Here is a 16,751-nt window from a genome sequence, read left to right as displayed (position 1 = left end):
TTTCATTTTTTATGAGAATTGTTGTATAATAATTCTATTGTTTGAATAAAAATTCATAAAAAACATGAGGAGAATACAGATGACGAAAGAAAAAATTGTTTTAGCATACTCCGGTGGTTTAGATACATCGGTTTCCGTTAAATGGATCCAAGAAAAATATGGTTATGATGTTATTGCTTTAGGTCTTGATGTTGGTGAAGGTAAGGATCTAGAGGCAATCAAAACAAAGGCACTGAATGTTGGTGCCGTTAAAGCCTATATCGTGGATGCGAAGGAATTATTAGCGAAGGAATATATTTTACCAGCCCTAAAAGCTAATTGTTTATATGAAGGAAAATACCCGCTATCCTCTGCCCTTTCTCGACCGCTTATTTCAAAATTATTAGTGGAGGTTGCAGAAAAAGAAGGCGCTGCAGCTGTTGCACACGGCTGTACTGGAAAAGGGAATGACCAGGTTCGTTTTGAAGTATCAATCCAAGCATTGAATCCAAGCTTAAAAGTAGTTGCTCCGGTTCGTGAGTGGGGCATGACCCGTGATGAAGAAATTGCCTATGCCGAGGAAAACGGTATTCCGATTCCTGTTGATTTAGACAATCCATTTTCGATTGATGCTAATATCTGGGGGCGTGCCTGTGAGGCAGGTGTGCTTGAGGATCCATGGGAAGAGGCGCCGGAAGCAGCATTTGATTGGACGAATCCGATTGAATTAACACCAGATGCAGCGGAATATGTAGAAATTGAATTTGAACAAGGTGTCCCTGTTGCCCTTAATGGCGAACAGCTGCCATTAGTTCAATTAATCGAAACCTTAAATGAGCTTGGAGGCAAGCACGGTGTTGGCCGAATCGATCATATTGAAAATAGATTAGTAGGCATTAAATCACGTGAAGTATATGAAAATCCGGCAGCGTTAATTTTAATCAATGCGCATAAAGAATTAGAGTTTTTAACTTTAACTCGTGAGGTCACTCAATTTAAAACACAGGTTGAACAGCAGATGGCAAAAATTATCTATGAAGGCCTCTGGTATTCACCAATAAAACCGGCCCTTGATGCCTTTATTAATGAAACGCAAAAGACCGTTTCCGGAACGATTCGTGTCAAGCTTCATAAAGGAAATTATACCGTTGTTGGCAGAAAATCGCCGCATAGCTTGTATAACGAGGAACTAGCAACCTATGCAAAAGGCGATGCGTTTGATCATAATGCAGCAGTTGGTTTTATTAAGCTTTGGGGCTTACCAACGAAAGTATATTCAGAGGTAAATAAAAAAGAATCGGTTGTAAAATAATTTGGACAGTGCCCCCGAAGCTAAATTTCGGGGGCAAACTTCTATTAAATGTAAGGTATTTTGCGATTCGCTGATATAATTGAAAATTCGCCGATATAGTGGTCGAATTCGCCGATATAATCAAAAATTCGCCGATATCCACTCGAAATTCGCCGATAAAATTTATAAATACTAAAATTTGCCCAGTTTGAAGGGAGAAAACATACATGTCTAAGCTATGGGGCGGACGTTTTACGAAAGAAACGAATAAATTGGTGGAAGAATTCACTGCTTCTATCAATTTTGATCAAAAACTAGCAAAAGAGGACATTGCCGGCAGCCTTGCCCATGTACAAATGTTAGGGGAATGCGGCATTATTCCAGTAGAGGATGTCGAAAAAATTAAGGATGGTCTTCTATCGATTAAACAGATGGTAGAAAATAATGAGGTTGAGTTCTTAGTAGAAGATGAAGATATTCATATGAATATCGAAAAATTATTGATTGAAAAAATAGGCCCTGTCGGCGGCAAGCTTCATACGGGCCGCAGCCGAAATGACCAAGTGGCAACGGATATGCATCTTTATTTACGTACAAAAACAACGGAATTAATTAAATTGCTTGAGGATGTCCAGGGAGCATTAATCGGGCAGGCGAAAGAGAATGTTCAAACGTTACTTCCGGGGTACACACACTTGCAGCGTGCCCAGCCGGTTTCCTTTGCCCACCATTTAATGGCTTATTTTTGGATGTTTGAACGCGATAAAGAGAGATTAATAGACTCGCTTAAACGAATTAATTGGCTTCCACTTGGCTCCGGGGCATTGGCCGGGACGACCTTCCCGATTAACCGTGAGCGTGTAGCCGAGCTGCTAGGGTTTGAAACGGTGTATCCAAATAGCATGGATGCCGTTAGCGACCGCGACTTTATACTTGAATTTTTATCGATTGGTTCCATCATTATGACCCATATTTCAAGACTTTCTGAGGAATTGGTCATTTGGTCGAGCCAGGAGTTTCAGTTCGTGGAGCTGGATGATTCATTTTGCACAGGTTCAAGTATTATGCCGCAAAAGAAAAACCCGGATGTTCCTGAGCTTCTAAGAGGGAAAACCGGCCGCACATATGGTAATTTGATTGGCCTATTAACCGTTTTAAAAGGCTTGCCGCTCGCGTACAACAAGGATTTGCAGGAAGATAAAGAAGGCATGTTTGATACAGTGGAGACACTAGAAGGCTCATTAAAGCTGTTAGCACCAATGATCGAGACGATGACCGTCAACAAAGATGTAATGCGTAAAGCTATTAATAATGATTTTTCCAATGCCACAGACATTGCCGATTATTTAGTACGAAAGGGGTTACCATTCCGAGAAGCTCATGAAGTGATTGGAAAAATTGTTTTATACGCGATTCAGGCTAATAAATTTTTGCTAGATTTAACTTTCGAAGAATATCAAGGATTCAGTCCATTATTTGAAGAAGACATTTATAAAGTACTGGCTCCTGAGCATGTAGTTGCCGTCAGAAACAGCTTTGGCGGAACAGCCCCTGAACAGGTGATGAAGCAAATCTCGCTTGCCGAAGGGAAACTGCAAGAATAATTGATGTTAAATGCCCGCTACTTGGCGGGCTTTAATTATTTAATTAAGGGATGAAGTTTGAATAAAATACTAAAATATTAGATAATTCCTTTAAAAGAATCAAAACTGGAGGAGAAAAATGAAACTAAGAGTATCTGTTGTGCAGTACCATCTGCATACAATTCAATCCTTTGAGGAATTCGCCGCACAATGCGAGCATTACATAAAAACGGCTGAAGAATTTGGTGCGGAGTTTGTCCTGTTTCCGGAATTCTTTACCACCCAGCTCCTCTCCATTGGCAGCGAACAGGGGCAAAGTCTAACGATCGACGACCTGCCAAGCTTTACTGAACAATACCGTGAACTCTTTTCGAATTTTGCAAAACAAACAAATATGCATATTATTGCAGGAACACATGTTATTAAAAAGGATGATCAGCTCTATAATACCGCTCATTTATTTTATCCAGATGGGAGGATCGGTGAGCAAGCTAAGCTGCATATTACCCCAACAGAAGTGAACGAGTGGAATATGGCGCCAGGGGATTCGTTTCAAATATTTGAAACGGATAAAGGAAAAATTGCACTGCTTACTTGCTATGATATTGAGTTTCCGGAAATTGTCCGCATGGCAAAAGCTAAGGGTGCCGATGTCATTTTCTGTCCATCCTGCACAGATGATCGTCATGGTTTTCATAGAGTACGATATACAAGCCATGCCCGCGCAGTGGAAAACCAAGTATATGTGGTCTTAACAGGAACTGTCGGTTCACTGCCAACAGTCGATTTTATGCGGGCAAATTTTGGCCAGGCGGCAATAATAACCCCAAATGATATCCCATTTCCGCCAAAAGGCATATTGGTAGAAGGGGAAATTAATAATGATATGGTTGTAACAGCCGATCTGGATTTAGAACTTTTATATAAAGTTCGCGAGCACGGCTCGGTCACAACCTGGCGTGACCGCAGAACAGACCTTTATACCGATTGGTAATTAGAAAAACTTGGGGCTTACTTTTAGCGAAGCCCACTAGCAGATGAATGTTGTAGCTAGATATAACAAGGGGTGTGAAACCAAACCGTGTATCGAAGTGAATTTTATGTATATGACCAGGGTCAGCCCGTAAAGGCGATCATTCGCAATTACACCAAAAATGATTTTGATCAGCTCATTGAAATCCAGTCTGAATGCTTTCCACCGCCTTTCCCAGCCGAATTATGGTGGAATAAACAGCAGCTAACGAATCATGTAACCATTTTTCCAGATGGTGCGCTATGCTGTGAAATTGCAGGGAAACTGGCTGGTTCGCTCACAGGTCTTTGTGTCGAGTTTGACCCAAATAATCTCAATCATTCTTGGGAAGAAATCACCGACAACGGGTACATCCGCAGCCATAATCCGAATGGCGATACATTGTATATTGTCGATATCAGTGTTCGCCCACAATACAGGAAACTAGGGCTAGGTAAATTAATGATGCAAGCGATGTACCATATAGTCATTGAAAAGGGATATGCCCGACTGCTGGGCGGAGGCAGGATGCCAGGCTATCATAATGTGGTTGATCAAATGACCCCCAATGAGTATCTAACAGCGGTCATTAGTGGAGAATTAGACGATCCCGTCATTAGCTTTTTGCTACGGTGCGGCCGTGTACCAGTCGGCATTGCAAAAAATTATCTCGATGATGAAGAGTCCTGCAACAATGCAGCCTTAATGGAATGGAAGAACCCGTTTAAATCACAAGAAGGGGGCGTATAAGCCGATGGAATATAAAAGAATAACCAGTATTGGAGATCCCAATTTTAAAAAGCTTCATGATTTAATGAAAGAAATTTTCCCACCGGAAGAAGTATTGGAATATGACCATTGGAAAGAACCGTTGGAAGACCCAAGCATTCGTGTGTTTGTTGCCACAAAAGCAGACCAAGTTGTCGGAGCAACGGAATACCGATATTACCCCGATTGGAATATTGCTATGACGGATTTTACCATTATCAGCGAACCGGGATTAGGGCTTGGACGATTTTTAGCGCAAAACCGTTTAAAGGATTTAAACCAGCTTGCCAAAGAAAATGGCAAAGTGTTGTTCGGAATGTTTGCAGAAATCTATGATCCTTACCGAGTAGAACATCACGAATTTGGCGGCGTTAAGGTGATGGACCCCTATGTGCGCCGGGAAGTATTGTCGCATTTAGGCTATAAGCGCCTTGATCTTACTTATGTTCACCCTTCTTGGGAAAATACTGGGGAGGCTGTAGAGGGACTTGATTTGTGTTTCATGCCAACAGATGATGAGTTTGGTCAATTACCAGCCGCTTTAGTAAAGGATTTTCTGACTACTTACTATTCGGTTTTATCCAATAAACCGCAGAAATGGCTCCAGATGATTGAAAAAATCACGACAATAGAATCAATCGCTTTATTACCGTTATAAAAATCTATTGACATTGACAGAAGATTCAGCTAACATTCTCTTTATAACTTGGTAAATTAATGAAACTAAATACAACTCTTATCCAGAGCGGCGGAGGGACTAGGCCCGATGAAGCCCGGCAACCTTCAAGGTATTCCTTGAAAAGGTGCTAATTCCTGCAGGTTATTTTTAACCTGACAGATAAGAGGAGGATTCTGCCCTCTTCTTATGAAGAGGGCTTTTCCTGTTTTAAAAAAAATATCTAAATAGGGGTGGATGGACAATGACTGTAATAAAAGTGGCAATCCTAGGTTTTGGAACAGTTGGGGAAGGTGTTTATCGGACGATTCAATCACATGCGGAGGAATTAACAGCGGTATTGGGTAAAAAGGTTGAGGTTGCCGCTGTCCTAATAAAAAATAAGCAGAAGGAAAGAAACGTCAGTGAGGATGTTCTCCTTACTACAGATTTTGAAGACATTCTAAATATGCCGGAGCTTGATATTGTCATTGAAGCCATCGTGGACAAGGACCCAACATTTTCATTTTTGAAAAAGGCCATCGAACGGGGATGTCACATTATTACAGCGAATAAAGAGATGTTTGCCCATCATGGACAAGAGCTGCTCGAGCTGGCAGAAAAAAATAATGTATCGGTTGGTTTTGAAGCAACGGTAGCAGGGGGAATCCCAGTAATTCAAACCTTTAGACAATTATTAAACATCAATCGCATTCAACAGGTTCAAGGAATCTTAAATGGAACTTCGAATTTTATCCTGACCGAAATGCGGGAGGGTAAGCAGTCATTTGCCGAAGCACTAAGCTTAGCCCAAGAAAACGGATTTGCTGAAGCTGACCCGACAAATGATATTGAGGGCTATGACGCCTTTTATAAAGCGATGATTCTTAGCCGGATTGCCTTTGGAGAGGAACCAAACTGGCATGATGTTGAGCGTGAAGGGATTACCGCTATTACAAGTGAATTAATTGAAAAAGCTGAAGAATTAGGCTTACGGTATAAACATATTGCCCAAATAAGTAAGTCGGGAAATCAGATTAAAGCAACCATAAAGCCGGTCCTTGTTGGAAAGGAGCATCCATTTTACCATGTGGAAGGGGTTCAGAATGCTGTCAGTGTCCACTCTGATATTGTGGGTGAAATCACGCTGCAAGGACCAGGTGCTGGAATGTTTCCAACTGCAAGTGCTATCATCGAAGATTTGGTTTATGTGTGTAAAAACAATGCACCAGCCCCTCGACTAACGGCATTAACAACATGATAGAAATTTCTCCAGAAAAAAAGAGTCCTCAAGCTCTTTTTTTCTTTGCTTTCAATAAAAAATAAACGAAATTAACAAAACTGGGCTCAAGTTTAGTCAAAACTAAATGGTAAACATATTGTGTAAAAGCTCGACCAAATGGACTAGTTATTTGATAAAACAAAAATTGAAGGGGTGCGTCATGTCAGGAAGTTTTAAAAAAGAAAGTACACAAAAAGAAAGTACACAAAAAGAGATGATGCAAAGTCCCCAAAAAAGTAACACTGAAGGTTCATCGGTAAATAAAATTGATCAAGACATTGAAGTCAGTGTTATTATGCCGTCACAAAATAAATATCCACTTAATCTATTTTCCCTCTATTCACTTGAACTCCAAACCTTTAATCCTGCAAAAATGGAAGTCATCTTTATTAATGATGCCTCAACAGACCAAACGGAAGAAAAACTAAAAGGCTACTCTCCGCCCTATCACTTTAAATATATCCATAGTAATCAAAAGCTGGGAAGAGCAAAGGTCAGAAATTTAGGTGTTCGTTCTGCAAGGGGAAGCATTTTGATCTTTCTAGATGCGGAAATGATCACGGAACCTGATTTTGTTGAAAATCACTATAAGTATCATCAATCCAAAAATAACGTGATTTTGTCAGGGGTTATGCATTCCAAAGCACTATATACATGTGTTTTCCCCAGTTTCTCTGAGCAAAAAATAGACACCATTGCAGATTTAACAAAAAATAATAAAGAAATATATACGAGATTCCAAAATCGTAAAACCCATTATGATGAACCATATTCATTATTAGAGAAAAGCGATTTCGCAAGAAAAACCTATAGGGATTTAGCGTTTAAATCATTTCCATGGTTTCGGCAGATTATCCGAAATTTCAGTGCAGATTTAGAAGGGTTTGCATTTCCATGGATGGCCTTTCTAACAGGGAACGTCTCTATACGGAAAGAAATGATCGTTAAGGCAGGAGGATTTGATGAAGAGTTTTTCCATTACGGTTACGAAGATTGGGAATTAGGATACCGATTATACAAAATGGGTGCTCAAAATATTGTCAGCGATCAATTATTCACCTACCATCAGGAGCATCCGGTTGGGGAAAGCAAATGGAGAGAGGCAGTCGGGAACTTTGGCCTTTTTACGATAAAACATCATGATGTTGATATCCTCATTCTAGGATTAGAGCTTTCTGGACTCACGGATTTATTAACGATGAATAATATCCTAAGGGAATATAAAATACTTGGAAAATCTAGGCCGGAGCAATTTCAAAAATTCGAAGAAAAATTCATCCTCATCCTTGAAACCATTATTCTTATGCTCCAGGTCGATATCCGTCATTTCAATATCTTAGGGGCTGCAGGCTTCGGCTCAGAGGATCGAAAAGAGCTCCTTAATGATATAAAAAGTCTAAGCGACTATCCTAATTTAACAAACTTTATAAATCAAGTTATAAAATCATAATCATAGAAGGAGTGAAAAAGTGGTTTCCATTATAACGTGCACCATAAGAGAAGAAAGTATCGATAATGTTTTTAATAATTATCAACAGCAAACCTGGCAGGATAAAGAGTTAATTATAATCTTGAATAAAGACACGATAGATATTGACCGATGGATCAAAAAGGCAAGGAATTATCCAAATGTACAGGTATTTCAATTACATGAAAAAGCAGCCTTAGGCGACTGCTTAAATTTTGGGGTAATGAACGCAAGCTATGACATTATAGCGAAATTTGATGATGATGACTATTACGGTCCTGAATATATTTCCAGTTCAATGGATGCGTTTAATAATAAAAAGGTTTCGATTGTCGGCAAAAGCTCGTACTATATTTATTTCAAAAATAAAAAGGCATTAATACATGTTAAAGGTACTGAAAACTCAGTTACGGATACTGTTGCCGGTGCGACTTTACTTTTCCGTAAAGATATATTTTATTATGTCCGCTTTGAAAAGGTGAATCGTGCCGAAGATTACTTTTTTATTGATCAATCTAAAAAAGAAGGTTATCAAGTTTATTCTACCGATCCCCGCCATTTTGCTGTCATTCGCCAAGACTCAGAACAACACACTTGGAAGATTTCTGATGAAGATTTGATGGAATGGGGCGACTTAGTCGGTTATACAGATGATTATCAGTCAATCGTGTCAAAAAGCAAGACATAAGAAAATAAGGAGAGGCTCTGAGATGAAATGGACTAAAAAAGAGACAGCATCACGTTTTAGATGCCGTCTTTTGAGTTTCTAACATTAGCAACTTATTAAGTTCACATTCTATTCAAATTTCTAACATTAATATGTTAAGAAACTGTGAAAGTCGTTGTCATTTTAATAACGGCAGAGTATATTATAAGTGTAGAGAAGATAGTGAAACAATTCACAAACCTTCACTACAAGAAACAGCTAGCTGATCGCCCCTAGTCGAAATGGGGAAAGAAATTATTTTTACATTAATTTGTGAATTATTTCACAAAAATTAATAGGAGATGATTGTGATGAGATGGTATAAAACCCCTCAAGCAGCAGTTGTGTGGACAGTATTAAGGGTATGGCTTGGATTACAATGGATTGAGGCAGGTTATCATAAATTAACAGGCGGATTTGACGCAGGTGGATTCTTAAAAGGAGCACTTGCAAATGCAACTGGTGATCATCCAGCAGTCCAAGGCTGGTACGCAGATTTCTTACAACAATTCGCAGTACCAAATGTTCATATCTTTAACGTTTTAATCCCTTGGGGAGAATTATTGGTTGGTTTAGGATTAATCATTGGTTTAGCTACTATCCCAGCATTAATTGCCGGAGCCTTCATGAACTTAAACTTTATGCTTGCAGGAACAACTAGCACAAACCCAATTCTTTATACTGCAGCAATGATTTTATTATTCGCAGGAACTGGTGCTTATCTCTTTGGTCTTGACCGCTACACAGTACCATTTATCAAGGGCTATTTCAAAAAGGTTCATGTAAAAGGCGTTAAAATGAATCATCAGCAGTAACGAGTTCTATATGTAAACCTCTCGATAGAACTTACAAGTTTCCCCCTTTAATAAGCTTGAGAAGCAGGGCAATCCTGCTTCTCTTTGTTTGAAGACTTTTTTTTACCTCTAACGACTTTTTACGCGCTGGTTAGCGGCATTTGAACGTGCCTGTGCTTCCAAGTCTGCGTTATCCGCTAATTCTTGTGAATATTCTACATCGATTCCATCTGATTTCATGTTTTTCGGCACTTGTGGAAGTGACGCTTTGTTTTTATCGCGGCTTCCATGTCCACGTGAACGACCCATTATAAAAACCCCTTTCATTTGTAAAAACGATAAGGAGCAAGAAACGCTCCCAATACTAGCTTTTACAGTTAGGAAGAGGTTCATTAGTGGAAAAAACTTTAAATCAATTTAAAGCCTTGTTTTTCTATCATGAAAGCCGCCGGCGCGATCTGCCATTTTAAATTCCCGCTGATAAGATACTTCCTGCATGCTTGAAAGTGTATACTTACCTCTATCCTTATCTTTTTTCTTCTTTTCTGCCATTTTGCTCATTCCTTTCAACATAATATAGTCAATCGTCATCAAGCTAATTGGAAAAAATATAAAGCACTATATGTACTTATTTCCATTTTTGCCTTTTTGGAATGGAATGATACGGATTTTTGGTAAAAAATTTTTTAAATCGTGCTGGCTGTGAAAAATATGGTAAAGTAATTTTGAGGTGAATGAAATGGCCGTTATTACAAAAATCACCACACAGCAGAAAAATCAAGATCGTTTTAATGTGTTCATGGATTATGGCAAGGGTGAGAAATTTGCGTTTAGTGTCGACAGCGATGTATTAATCAAATTTCAATTAAAAAAAGGAATGGAGCTTGATGATTTTTCTTTCATGGAAATTCAATATCAAGACGACATTCGCAAGGCTTACAATGTAGCCGTCAATTATTTGGCTAGAAGAATGAGATCTGAAAAAGAGATAAAGGATCACCTTGTTAAAAAAGAATTGGACGAACCAATCATCGAGGAAGTCATACATAGATTGACCGCTCAAAAATACATTAATGACGAGGAATTTGCTTTAGCCTACGTTAGGACGCAAGCCAATACGACCGATAAAGGCTCAAATGTAATTAAAATGGAATTAAAGGAAAAAGGAATTGAAGAGAGGACTCTTCTTCTAGCGCTAAAGGAATACCCTTTAGAGCAGCAAATTGAAAAGGCTGCTAAGATAAGTGAGAAGTTTTTTCAAAAGAATGCAAAGGAATCAATCAAAGTTCTAAAACAAAAGCTTGAGAATGTCCTGCTTAGAAAGGGGTATTCCTTTGAAGTGATTTCTATTGCTATGAATGAAACAGAAGTATCTAAAGAGGCTGATGAGGAAATGGATGCCATCAGATATCAAGGTGAAAAGGCCCATCGGAAATTTTCTCAATTCGATGGTTTTGAGTATCAACAAAAGATGAAACAAGCTTTATATCGGAAAGGCTTTTCGATGGATTTAATTGAACGGTTCCTAATGGAAATAGAAAACTCATGACAATAAACGTCATGAGTTTTTGTTTTCTATTATGATTGAATCTTGATCCAATTGATCCATAATGATTTCTGCGATTTCCTTTGCCGATCTGAGGCGGGATTTATCTTTAATATGGTCGCTTTCATCCCAAAATGGGGTGTTCATGCCGCCCATATAGACAGCATTAAACTTAATACTGCTTTCTTCGTATTCCTTTTGCAGGCTTTCGGTAAATCCCCTAACTGCAAACTTGCTTGCAACATACACCGCTTCATTCAATTTTCCACGCAAACCGGCGGTTGAGATAATATTCATTATTTGCCCCTCGCCATTTTGTTTTAGAAAAGGCAGGATTGCCTTTGTCATCAAGATGGTTCCTAGAACATTCGTATCTAACATTTCGCCAATTTGCTGCTCATTTATTTCCGTAAATGGTCCAAAGTGACCAACTCCCGCATTATTAATCAAGCCGAAAATTTTGTATGTCCCGCTAATTTCCTCCATTTTCTGGATAACATCTGCATTGTTTCGAATATCTAATTGAATAATATCTGCTTTTCCTCCAGCCGACTCAATTTCATGTTTTACCGAAATTAATTTTTCAGTTGTCCTCCCTGCTAACAAAAGGTTATAGCCCTTTTGCGAAAAAAGAAGAGCCAATTCCTTACCTAGACCCGATCCTGCTCCAGTAATAATGATTGTTCTCATTGTTTAGTCTCCTTTAAATATGTTATACCTTTATTAAATGTACAAATATTACTATACTAAAATAAAAGGGTAAATGGGAGTGAATGTGATGCAGCAGGAGAAACGTTATAGTGAATTGACTGAACATGAATTAAGACAAGAGATTGCGACCCTTCAAGAAAAGGCAAGGAAAGCAGAGCAATTGGGAATGGTAAATGAATTTGCTGTCCTTGAAAGAAAGGTACAAATGGCAAGGGCATATCTAATGAACCCGGACTCATTTAAACCAGGGGAAATTTATGAGATTGAAGGGGATCCTGGCCAATATTTTAAAATTGATTATATGAATGGCGTTTTTGCTTGGGGTTACAGGCTAAAAGGCGATGGAAAAGAAGAGGCACTACCGATTTCTTTGTTAAAATGGTTAAAATAAAGAGAGAAGCCAGAGAATTCGTTCTCTGGCTTTTCTTTTTTTGTCCAGTTCTAACGTCTAGGGGCTCGGGGTCATAAGCGTGTCTAGTTGCGGCTCCTTGGGACTCGAGTCGTAAGCCGTCCCTGAAGAAGGCAAAAAGCGCCTTCTTGCAGTGGTCGTCTTACGCCTTCGTCCCAAAACAGTCGCCTCCACATTTCGGTCAATCCGTCAAGAAGACTAAAGAGCAGCCTTCTCGCCGGCTCGTCTTATGCCTGCCGCCCCTGAGCAAGGCGCTTCCACTTTTCTTTTAGTATTGAGGGGATTCATCATCGCGCTCCCCAGAGGCGCGCATCCTCTCTTGTGGATGGGTATTAATTGTACCATTAGCTCTCTTTGAAGCATATTCTGCCTTCGCTCTTGGCTCTCCCTCAAGCTTGTTATTATTTTGATTTGGGAATCCTGTTTCTTTATTTCTCATGCTTTACCTCCAATTAGGGAATGAGAAAAACGTGAAAAGCAAAGCATTCTCAATGCTTACCACGTACTGTTAGTATTCACGCTTTGAACGAGGCTTATGTTAAAAGAAAATGGCAAAAAAGCGATGACCACATGTCATCGCTTTATAAGAAATAGGAAAGTATAAATTTCGACTTTGAGAATTGTCCAGCTCCAGCGTCCTAGCGGCTAGTGTCCCTCGCTCTCCGCCCTACGATAAGTCAACATCGAATCGCCTCCGGCTCTTCGTGTTTCCTTTATCTCAGTTGGAGCGCTCCAGGCCATACGCCGCTGACCAGGGCGCTTGCGCTTTTCTTAACTAGGAATAATACTCAATTTTTTCCGTAATTTCTTTTCGCTAAACACCCAGCCCGTATAAGAGCTGATTGGGTTTAAGTCACAGTCTAATTGGACAACCGCCACAAACGGGTAGTGGCCATTACTGCGATAGCGCAAATCAATAAAACGGACTTCGTAAAAATCATTGTATTCATCGACTTCCCACCGGTAAACAGGAGAAAAAGATAAAAACGCTGAAAGATTCTTATCCTTTTTGGCCGCTTCGATGACCGGTGTTTTAGGTACTGGTACACGGTTAAAACGGTCCAGGATTTCCACTTGATCCTTAGCTGCCCTTCCTACAAAAAATTGCTGTTTATTCATGGCAGCAATTCTCCATTGATGAAATCGCATTGTCGGCGCAATAATGATATCAGTAGCATCGGGAATAATGGTTCTTACCTCAAACAAAACTTTTTTCTTTGCTTGATAACGCCTGATATAATAAGCAATAATGACGGCATACATCAGTAAAAAGGTAATACCCGGGTTTGCCCCTATAAGCCAAATAATAATCCCGATGATATGAATTCCGAAAATAATCGGATCAAAGGTATTAATGACCCCTAGAGCGACCCACTTCGATGAAAAGGGTCTTAGTGCTTGAGTACCATAGGCATTAAAGATATCAACAAATACATGGATGAACACAGCTGCAAACGTCCAAGCCCATAAATGGAATAGATTGGCGTCCGGAAAAAAAGGATAAACGACAGCTACAATGAGAAGCGGCCATAATAATACAGCTGGTATAGAGTGAGTAACTCCACGATGATTCCGAATATAAATCGCATTATTTCTTAATTTTAATACAGTATCAATATCCGGTATTTGCGAACCTGCAATCGTGGCAATTAACACACTGGTTGCAGTAGCATGGCTAGCAGCAACGGATGGATCAAGGGTTGCAAGACCGCCAAGGGCAATGCCCATTACAACATGAGTTCCTGTATCCAAAAGGAAAATCCTCCTTCAATAAATTCTTGTCAAAATAACCAATCTAGATTATTGTAAAACGAAAATGTCTTATTATTATATTTCCTTTTTTCGTATTGTTTAACAAAATGGAGGCAAAAAAGTTATGTTAATTGAACAAGAAAATTCAGAAAAAATCAATATAAATGCTTTTCAACATGATTTAATTTCCTGGTTTAAAAATGAACAGCGTGACTTGCCGTGGCGGAAAGACCAGGATCCCTATAAAGTCTGGGTATCAGAAATTATGCTGCAGCAAACAAGAGTAGATACAGTCATTCCTTATTTTAATCGTTTTATTGACTGGTTTCCTACGATCGATGATTTGGCTGATGCAGATGAAGATAAAGTGCTTAAAGCATGGGAGGGGCTTGGATATTATTCAAGGGTGAGAAACCTGCAATCTGCGGTTAAGGAAGTAAAGGAAAAATACAACGGGGAAGTGCCAAATACACCGAAGCAAATTGCTGAACTGAAAGGGGTCGGGCCCTATACCGCTGGTGCGATTTTAAGTATTGCTTACGGAATCCCAGAGCCTGCCGTTGATGGAAATGTGATGAGGGTTTTATCACGAATTCTTACGATTTGGGAAGATATTGCTAAACCTTCGTCTCGGAAGATTTTTGAAAAAGCAGTCCGTGAATTAATTTCCCACGAAGATCCATCCTCGTTTAATCAGGCATTAATGGAATTAGGGGCATTAGTTTGCACACCTACATCTCCTTCTTGTTTATTATGTCCGGTAAGTGATCATTGCCACGCTTTTTTTGAAGGAGTGCAGAACGAGCTGCCGGTCAAAACGAAAAAGGCGAAAACACGTGACGTTCAACTTGCTGCAGCCATAATAACTGATTCAACTGGAAAAATAGTCATTCACAAGCGCCCCGCAAATGGGCTGCTCGCGAATTTATGGGAGTTCCCCACTATCGAGCTCCATCATCCAATACAAAACAGCCGGGAGGACGCTGTTAACCTTTTTAATCAAAACCATGAATTTGAAATCAAACTTGAGCAGACCATCGGTCAAGTTGATCATGTGTTTTCACATTTAGTTTGGAATATGAAGGTATACACTGGGACAATTAACGCCAAATTTCAGGAAACAGAGGAGTGGAAGCTCGTTTCCTTTGAAGAAATGAAAGAATATGCTTTCCCTGTCCCATATCAAAAAATGTTCAAACTATATCAAAGTCTTTAAAGAATAGACCGCTGCTTAAACCTGCGGTCTATTTCTCTTATTGCTGATTAATGCCGCCGCGATTTTCAATTTCTTCGATAATTTCGCGATGGATAGTCTGCCCTTCACTATTTAAATAGGGGGCAATTTGCTGCAAGGAATGATGAAAAAAAGCAAGCTCGGTATCCTGCCAATCAGATTTAGCCATCATCGATAGCTCCGTCATATCACGTCCACCATACATACCTTTCACCCGCCTCTCAATTGTTATTTTGCCCTTAGTGTCTTATTTTAATTGTCTTCTATACGTGGAAAAGATAAAATAGTACCATTACTTGAATGAAGAAGGGAAAAGAAAAAATGACACAAAAAGTGGCACTAATTACTGGAAGCAGTAGAGGAATTGGCAAGGCAACAGCACTAAGGTTAGCAGAAGCAGGATATGATATTGTCATAAACTATGCAAGAAGTAAAAAGTCTGCCCTTGAGGTTGCTGAACAAATTGAAGCATTAGGGAGAAAGGTTTTAATTGTAAAAGCCAACGTGGGTGATGTCGCTAAAATAAAAGATATGTTTGCTCAAATCGAACAGGAGTATGGCCGTTTAGATATATTTGTCAATAATGCTGCTTCGGGCGTGCAGCGCCCAATTATGGAACTAGAAGAGTCTCATTGGGATTGGACCTTGAATATTAATAGTAAAGCCCTGTTATTCTGTGCCCAAGAAGCAGCAAAATTGATGGAAAGAAACGGTGGCGGAAAAATTGTCAGCATCAGTTCTCTTGGGTCGATTCGTTATTTGGAAAATTACACGGTAGTGGGTGTTTCTAAGGCAGCTCTAGAAGCGTTAACAAGATACTTAGCAGTAGAATTGGCACCTAAGAATATTATTGTCAATGCTGTTTCCGGCGGTGCAGTTGATACTGAAGCATTAAAGCATTTTCCAAATCGAGAAGAGCTGCTTCAAGAAGCGAAAGAAAAAACCCCAGCTGGAAGAATGGTTGAAATTGACGACATGGTCAATAGCGTCATGTTCCTTCTATCAGATCAATCGAGTATGATCAGGGGGCAAACCATCATTGTTGATGGAGGAATTTCATTACTCGTATAAGTTATTTTTAAATAATAAAATTTTAGGGATAATCTCCACGGAGCAGGGATACATTATATTCGTGGAGGTGATAACTATGGCAAATTTCAATCAACAGCCTAACAAAACTTCAGCTGGAACGAACATCCAGGAAGTAAGACAACAAAATGCTCAAGCAGGTGCAGGTGCAGGTGCTGGTGCAGGTGCTGCTGGTCAATTTGGTACTGAATTTGCGAGCGAAACAAATGCACAAGAAGTAAAAAAGCAAAACCAAGCTGCAGAAGCTCGTAAAAACCAAAACGCAGGTCAATTTGGTCAAGACTAATCATACTTAAATAGGAGGCGCTCTTTTTCGTTAAAGAGTGCCTTCTTCCTGTAATTCAAAGTGTTTTAGCTTTTCTACTTTTTAAGCTGCAGCCCCAGAGCAAGGCACTTCCGCTTTTCGCTTTTTCGACAAAACTTCCCCTAGTTTTACAGAAGTAGTCAAAGGAAAAAAGTAGTTATTACAGAA

At 39.5% G+C, this 16,751-nt stretch carries 20 protein-coding genes and 1 riboswitch; of the genes, 14 read left to right on the top strand and 6 right to left on the bottom strand.

Translation table 11 applies throughout. The features are described 5' to 3' along the window. Positions 1 to 79: 79 nt before the first annotated feature. The 9 genes from ACIQXV_RS02125 (at position 80) to ACIQXV_RS02085 (ending at position 9,559) form a co-directional block, all read left to right on the top strand. The gene (locus ACIQXV_RS02125; RefSeq protein WP_402955365.1) at positions 80 to 1,291 is read left to right on the top strand and encodes an argininosuccinate synthase; all 1,212 of its coding nucleotides are present in this window, start codon (positions 80 to 82) and stop codon (positions 1,289 to 1,291) included. A gap of 206 nt (positions 1,292 to 1,497) precedes the next feature. Further along, positions 1,498 to 2,874, top strand: coding sequence for an argininosuccinate lyase (gene argH / locus ACIQXV_RS02120; protein WP_402955362.1), 1,377 nt, complete (start codon positions 1,498 to 1,500; stop codon positions 2,872 to 2,874). A gap of 118 nt (positions 2,875 to 2,992) precedes the next feature. Beyond that, a complete protein-coding gene (locus ACIQXV_RS02115) occupies positions 2,993 to 3,847 on the top strand; it encodes a carbon-nitrogen hydrolase family protein (RefSeq protein ID WP_402955359.1) in 855 nt (284 codons plus the stop codon). An 87-nt stretch (positions 3,848 to 3,934) separates the two neighbouring features. After that, entirely contained in the window at positions 3,935 to 4,615 is a 681-nt protein-coding gene (locus tag ACIQXV_RS02110) for a GNAT family N-acetyltransferase (protein ID WP_402955356.1), read from the top strand. Between the two features lie 4 nt (positions 4,616 to 4,619). Beyond that, positions 4,620 to 5,291, top strand: coding sequence for a GNAT family N-acetyltransferase (locus tag ACIQXV_RS02105; RefSeq protein WP_402955353.1), 672 nt, complete (start codon positions 4,620 to 4,622; stop codon positions 5,289 to 5,291). A gap of 75 nt (positions 5,292 to 5,366) precedes the next feature. Further along, positions 5,367 to 5,478: riboswitch (SAM riboswitch) on the top strand. 75 nt (positions 5,479 to 5,553) lie between these two features. Then, positions 5,554 to 6,549: a homoserine dehydrogenase gene (locus tag ACIQXV_RS02100; protein ID WP_402955350.1), complete on the top strand. Its 996-nt coding sequence runs from the start codon at positions 5,554 to 5,556 to the stop codon at positions 6,547 to 6,549. A gap of 181 nt (positions 6,550 to 6,730) precedes the next feature. Further along, positions 6,731 to 8,020 (top strand): glycosyltransferase family 2 protein, encoded by a 1,290-nt coding sequence (locus tag ACIQXV_RS02095; RefSeq protein WP_402955347.1) that lies wholly within the window; start codon positions 6,731 to 6,733, stop codon positions 8,018 to 8,020. A 19-nt stretch (positions 8,021 to 8,039) separates the two neighbouring features. Further along, positions 8,040 to 8,726 carry a glycosyltransferase family 2 protein gene (locus tag ACIQXV_RS02090; protein ID WP_402955344.1) on the top strand — a complete coding sequence of 229 codons (687 nt, stop codon included), beginning with the start codon at positions 8,040 to 8,042 and terminating at the stop codon, positions 8,724 to 8,726. Between the two features lie 329 nt (positions 8,727 to 9,055). Next, positions 9,056 to 9,559: a DoxX family protein gene (locus tag ACIQXV_RS02085; RefSeq protein ID WP_402955341.1), complete on the top strand. Its 504-nt coding sequence runs from the start codon at positions 9,056 to 9,058 to the stop codon at positions 9,557 to 9,559. Positions 9,560 to 9,667: 108 nt separating this feature from the next. Here the strand turns inward: ACIQXV_RS02085 and ACIQXV_RS02080 are convergent, their stop codons facing one another. Then, the gene (locus tag ACIQXV_RS02080; RefSeq protein WP_402955338.1) at positions 9,668 to 9,847 is read right to left on the bottom strand and encodes a YfhD family protein; all 180 of its coding nucleotides are present in this window, start codon (positions 9,845 to 9,847) and stop codon (positions 9,668 to 9,670) included. A gap of 108 nt (positions 9,848 to 9,955) precedes the next feature. Continuing rightward, positions 9,956 to 10,090, bottom strand: a complete 135-nt coding sequence (locus ACIQXV_RS02075; RefSeq protein WP_402955335.1) for a YfhE family protein — start codon at positions 10,088 to 10,090, stop codon at positions 9,956 to 9,958. Between the two features lie 187 nt (positions 10,091 to 10,277). On the opposite strand from ACIQXV_RS02075, the gene recX reads away from it, so the two are divergent. Further along, positions 10,278 to 11,087, top strand: coding sequence for a recombination regulator RecX (gene recX / locus ACIQXV_RS02070; RefSeq protein ID WP_402955332.1), 810 nt, complete (start codon positions 10,278 to 10,280; stop codon positions 11,085 to 11,087). A 9-nt stretch (positions 11,088 to 11,096) separates the two neighbouring features. On the opposite strand, the gene ACIQXV_RS02065 is transcribed toward recX, so the two are convergent. Further along, complete coding sequence (locus ACIQXV_RS02065) at positions 11,097 to 11,774, bottom strand: SDR family NAD(P)-dependent oxidoreductase (protein ID WP_402955329.1); 678 nt, start codon at positions 11,772 to 11,774, stop codon at positions 11,097 to 11,099. Between the two features lie 88 nt (positions 11,775 to 11,862). On the opposite strand from ACIQXV_RS02065, the gene ACIQXV_RS02060 reads away from it, so the two are divergent. Continuing rightward, positions 11,863 to 12,186 carry a YfhH family protein gene (locus tag ACIQXV_RS02060; RefSeq protein WP_402955326.1) on the top strand — a complete coding sequence of 108 codons (324 nt, stop codon included), beginning with the start codon at positions 11,863 to 11,865 and terminating at the stop codon, positions 12,184 to 12,186. A 286-nt stretch (positions 12,187 to 12,472) separates the two neighbouring features. Here the strand turns inward: ACIQXV_RS02060 and ACIQXV_RS02055 are convergent, their stop codons facing one another. Further along, on the bottom strand, positions 12,473 to 12,643 hold the full coding sequence (locus ACIQXV_RS02055; protein WP_149869100.1) for a small, acid-soluble spore protein K: 171 nt from the start codon (positions 12,641 to 12,643) through the stop codon (positions 12,473 to 12,475). A gap of 332 nt (positions 12,644 to 12,975) precedes the next feature. Continuing rightward, a complete protein-coding gene (locus ACIQXV_RS02050) occupies positions 12,976 to 13,956 on the bottom strand; it encodes a metal-dependent hydrolase (protein ID WP_402955321.1) in 981 nt (326 codons plus the stop codon). A 124-nt stretch (positions 13,957 to 14,080) separates the two neighbouring features. Here ACIQXV_RS02050 and mutY point away from each other — a divergent pair, with 124 nt between their 5' ends. Then, on the top strand, positions 14,081 to 15,172 hold the full coding sequence (gene mutY, locus ACIQXV_RS02045; RefSeq protein WP_402955319.1) for an A/G-specific adenine glycosylase: 1,092 nt from the start codon (positions 14,081 to 14,083) through the stop codon (positions 15,170 to 15,172). Between the two features lie 37 nt (positions 15,173 to 15,209). Here mutY and ACIQXV_RS02040 read toward each other — a convergent pair whose 3' ends face one another. Next, positions 15,210 to 15,395 (bottom strand): hypothetical protein, encoded by a 186-nt coding sequence (locus ACIQXV_RS02040; RefSeq protein ID WP_402955316.1) that lies wholly within the window; start codon positions 15,393 to 15,395, stop codon positions 15,210 to 15,212. 116 nt (positions 15,396 to 15,511) lie between these two features. Here ACIQXV_RS02040 and fabL point away from each other — a divergent pair, with 116 nt between their 5' ends. Together fabL and ACIQXV_RS02030 are read left to right on the top strand one after the other, a co-directional pair. Further along, a complete protein-coding gene (gene fabL / locus ACIQXV_RS02035; protein ID WP_402955314.1) occupies positions 15,512 to 16,261 on the top strand; it encodes an enoyl-[acyl-carrier-protein] reductase FabL in 750 nt (249 codons plus the stop codon). A 76-nt stretch (positions 16,262 to 16,337) separates the two neighbouring features. Continuing rightward, positions 16,338 to 16,565 (top strand): gamma-type small acid-soluble spore protein, encoded by a 228-nt coding sequence (locus tag ACIQXV_RS02030; RefSeq protein WP_402955311.1) that lies wholly within the window; start codon positions 16,338 to 16,340, stop codon positions 16,563 to 16,565. The last annotated feature ends 186 nt before the right edge of the window (positions 16,566 to 16,751 follow it).

Origin of the sequence: Neobacillus sp. NPDC097160, assembly GCF_044762155.1 — a bacterium.
Classification (GTDB): domain Bacteria; phylum Bacillota; class Bacilli; order Bacillales; family Cytobacillaceae; genus Neobacillus.
Note: the sequence above shows the minus strand (reverse complement) of the source record. Positions and strands in the feature narration are given on the sequence as shown.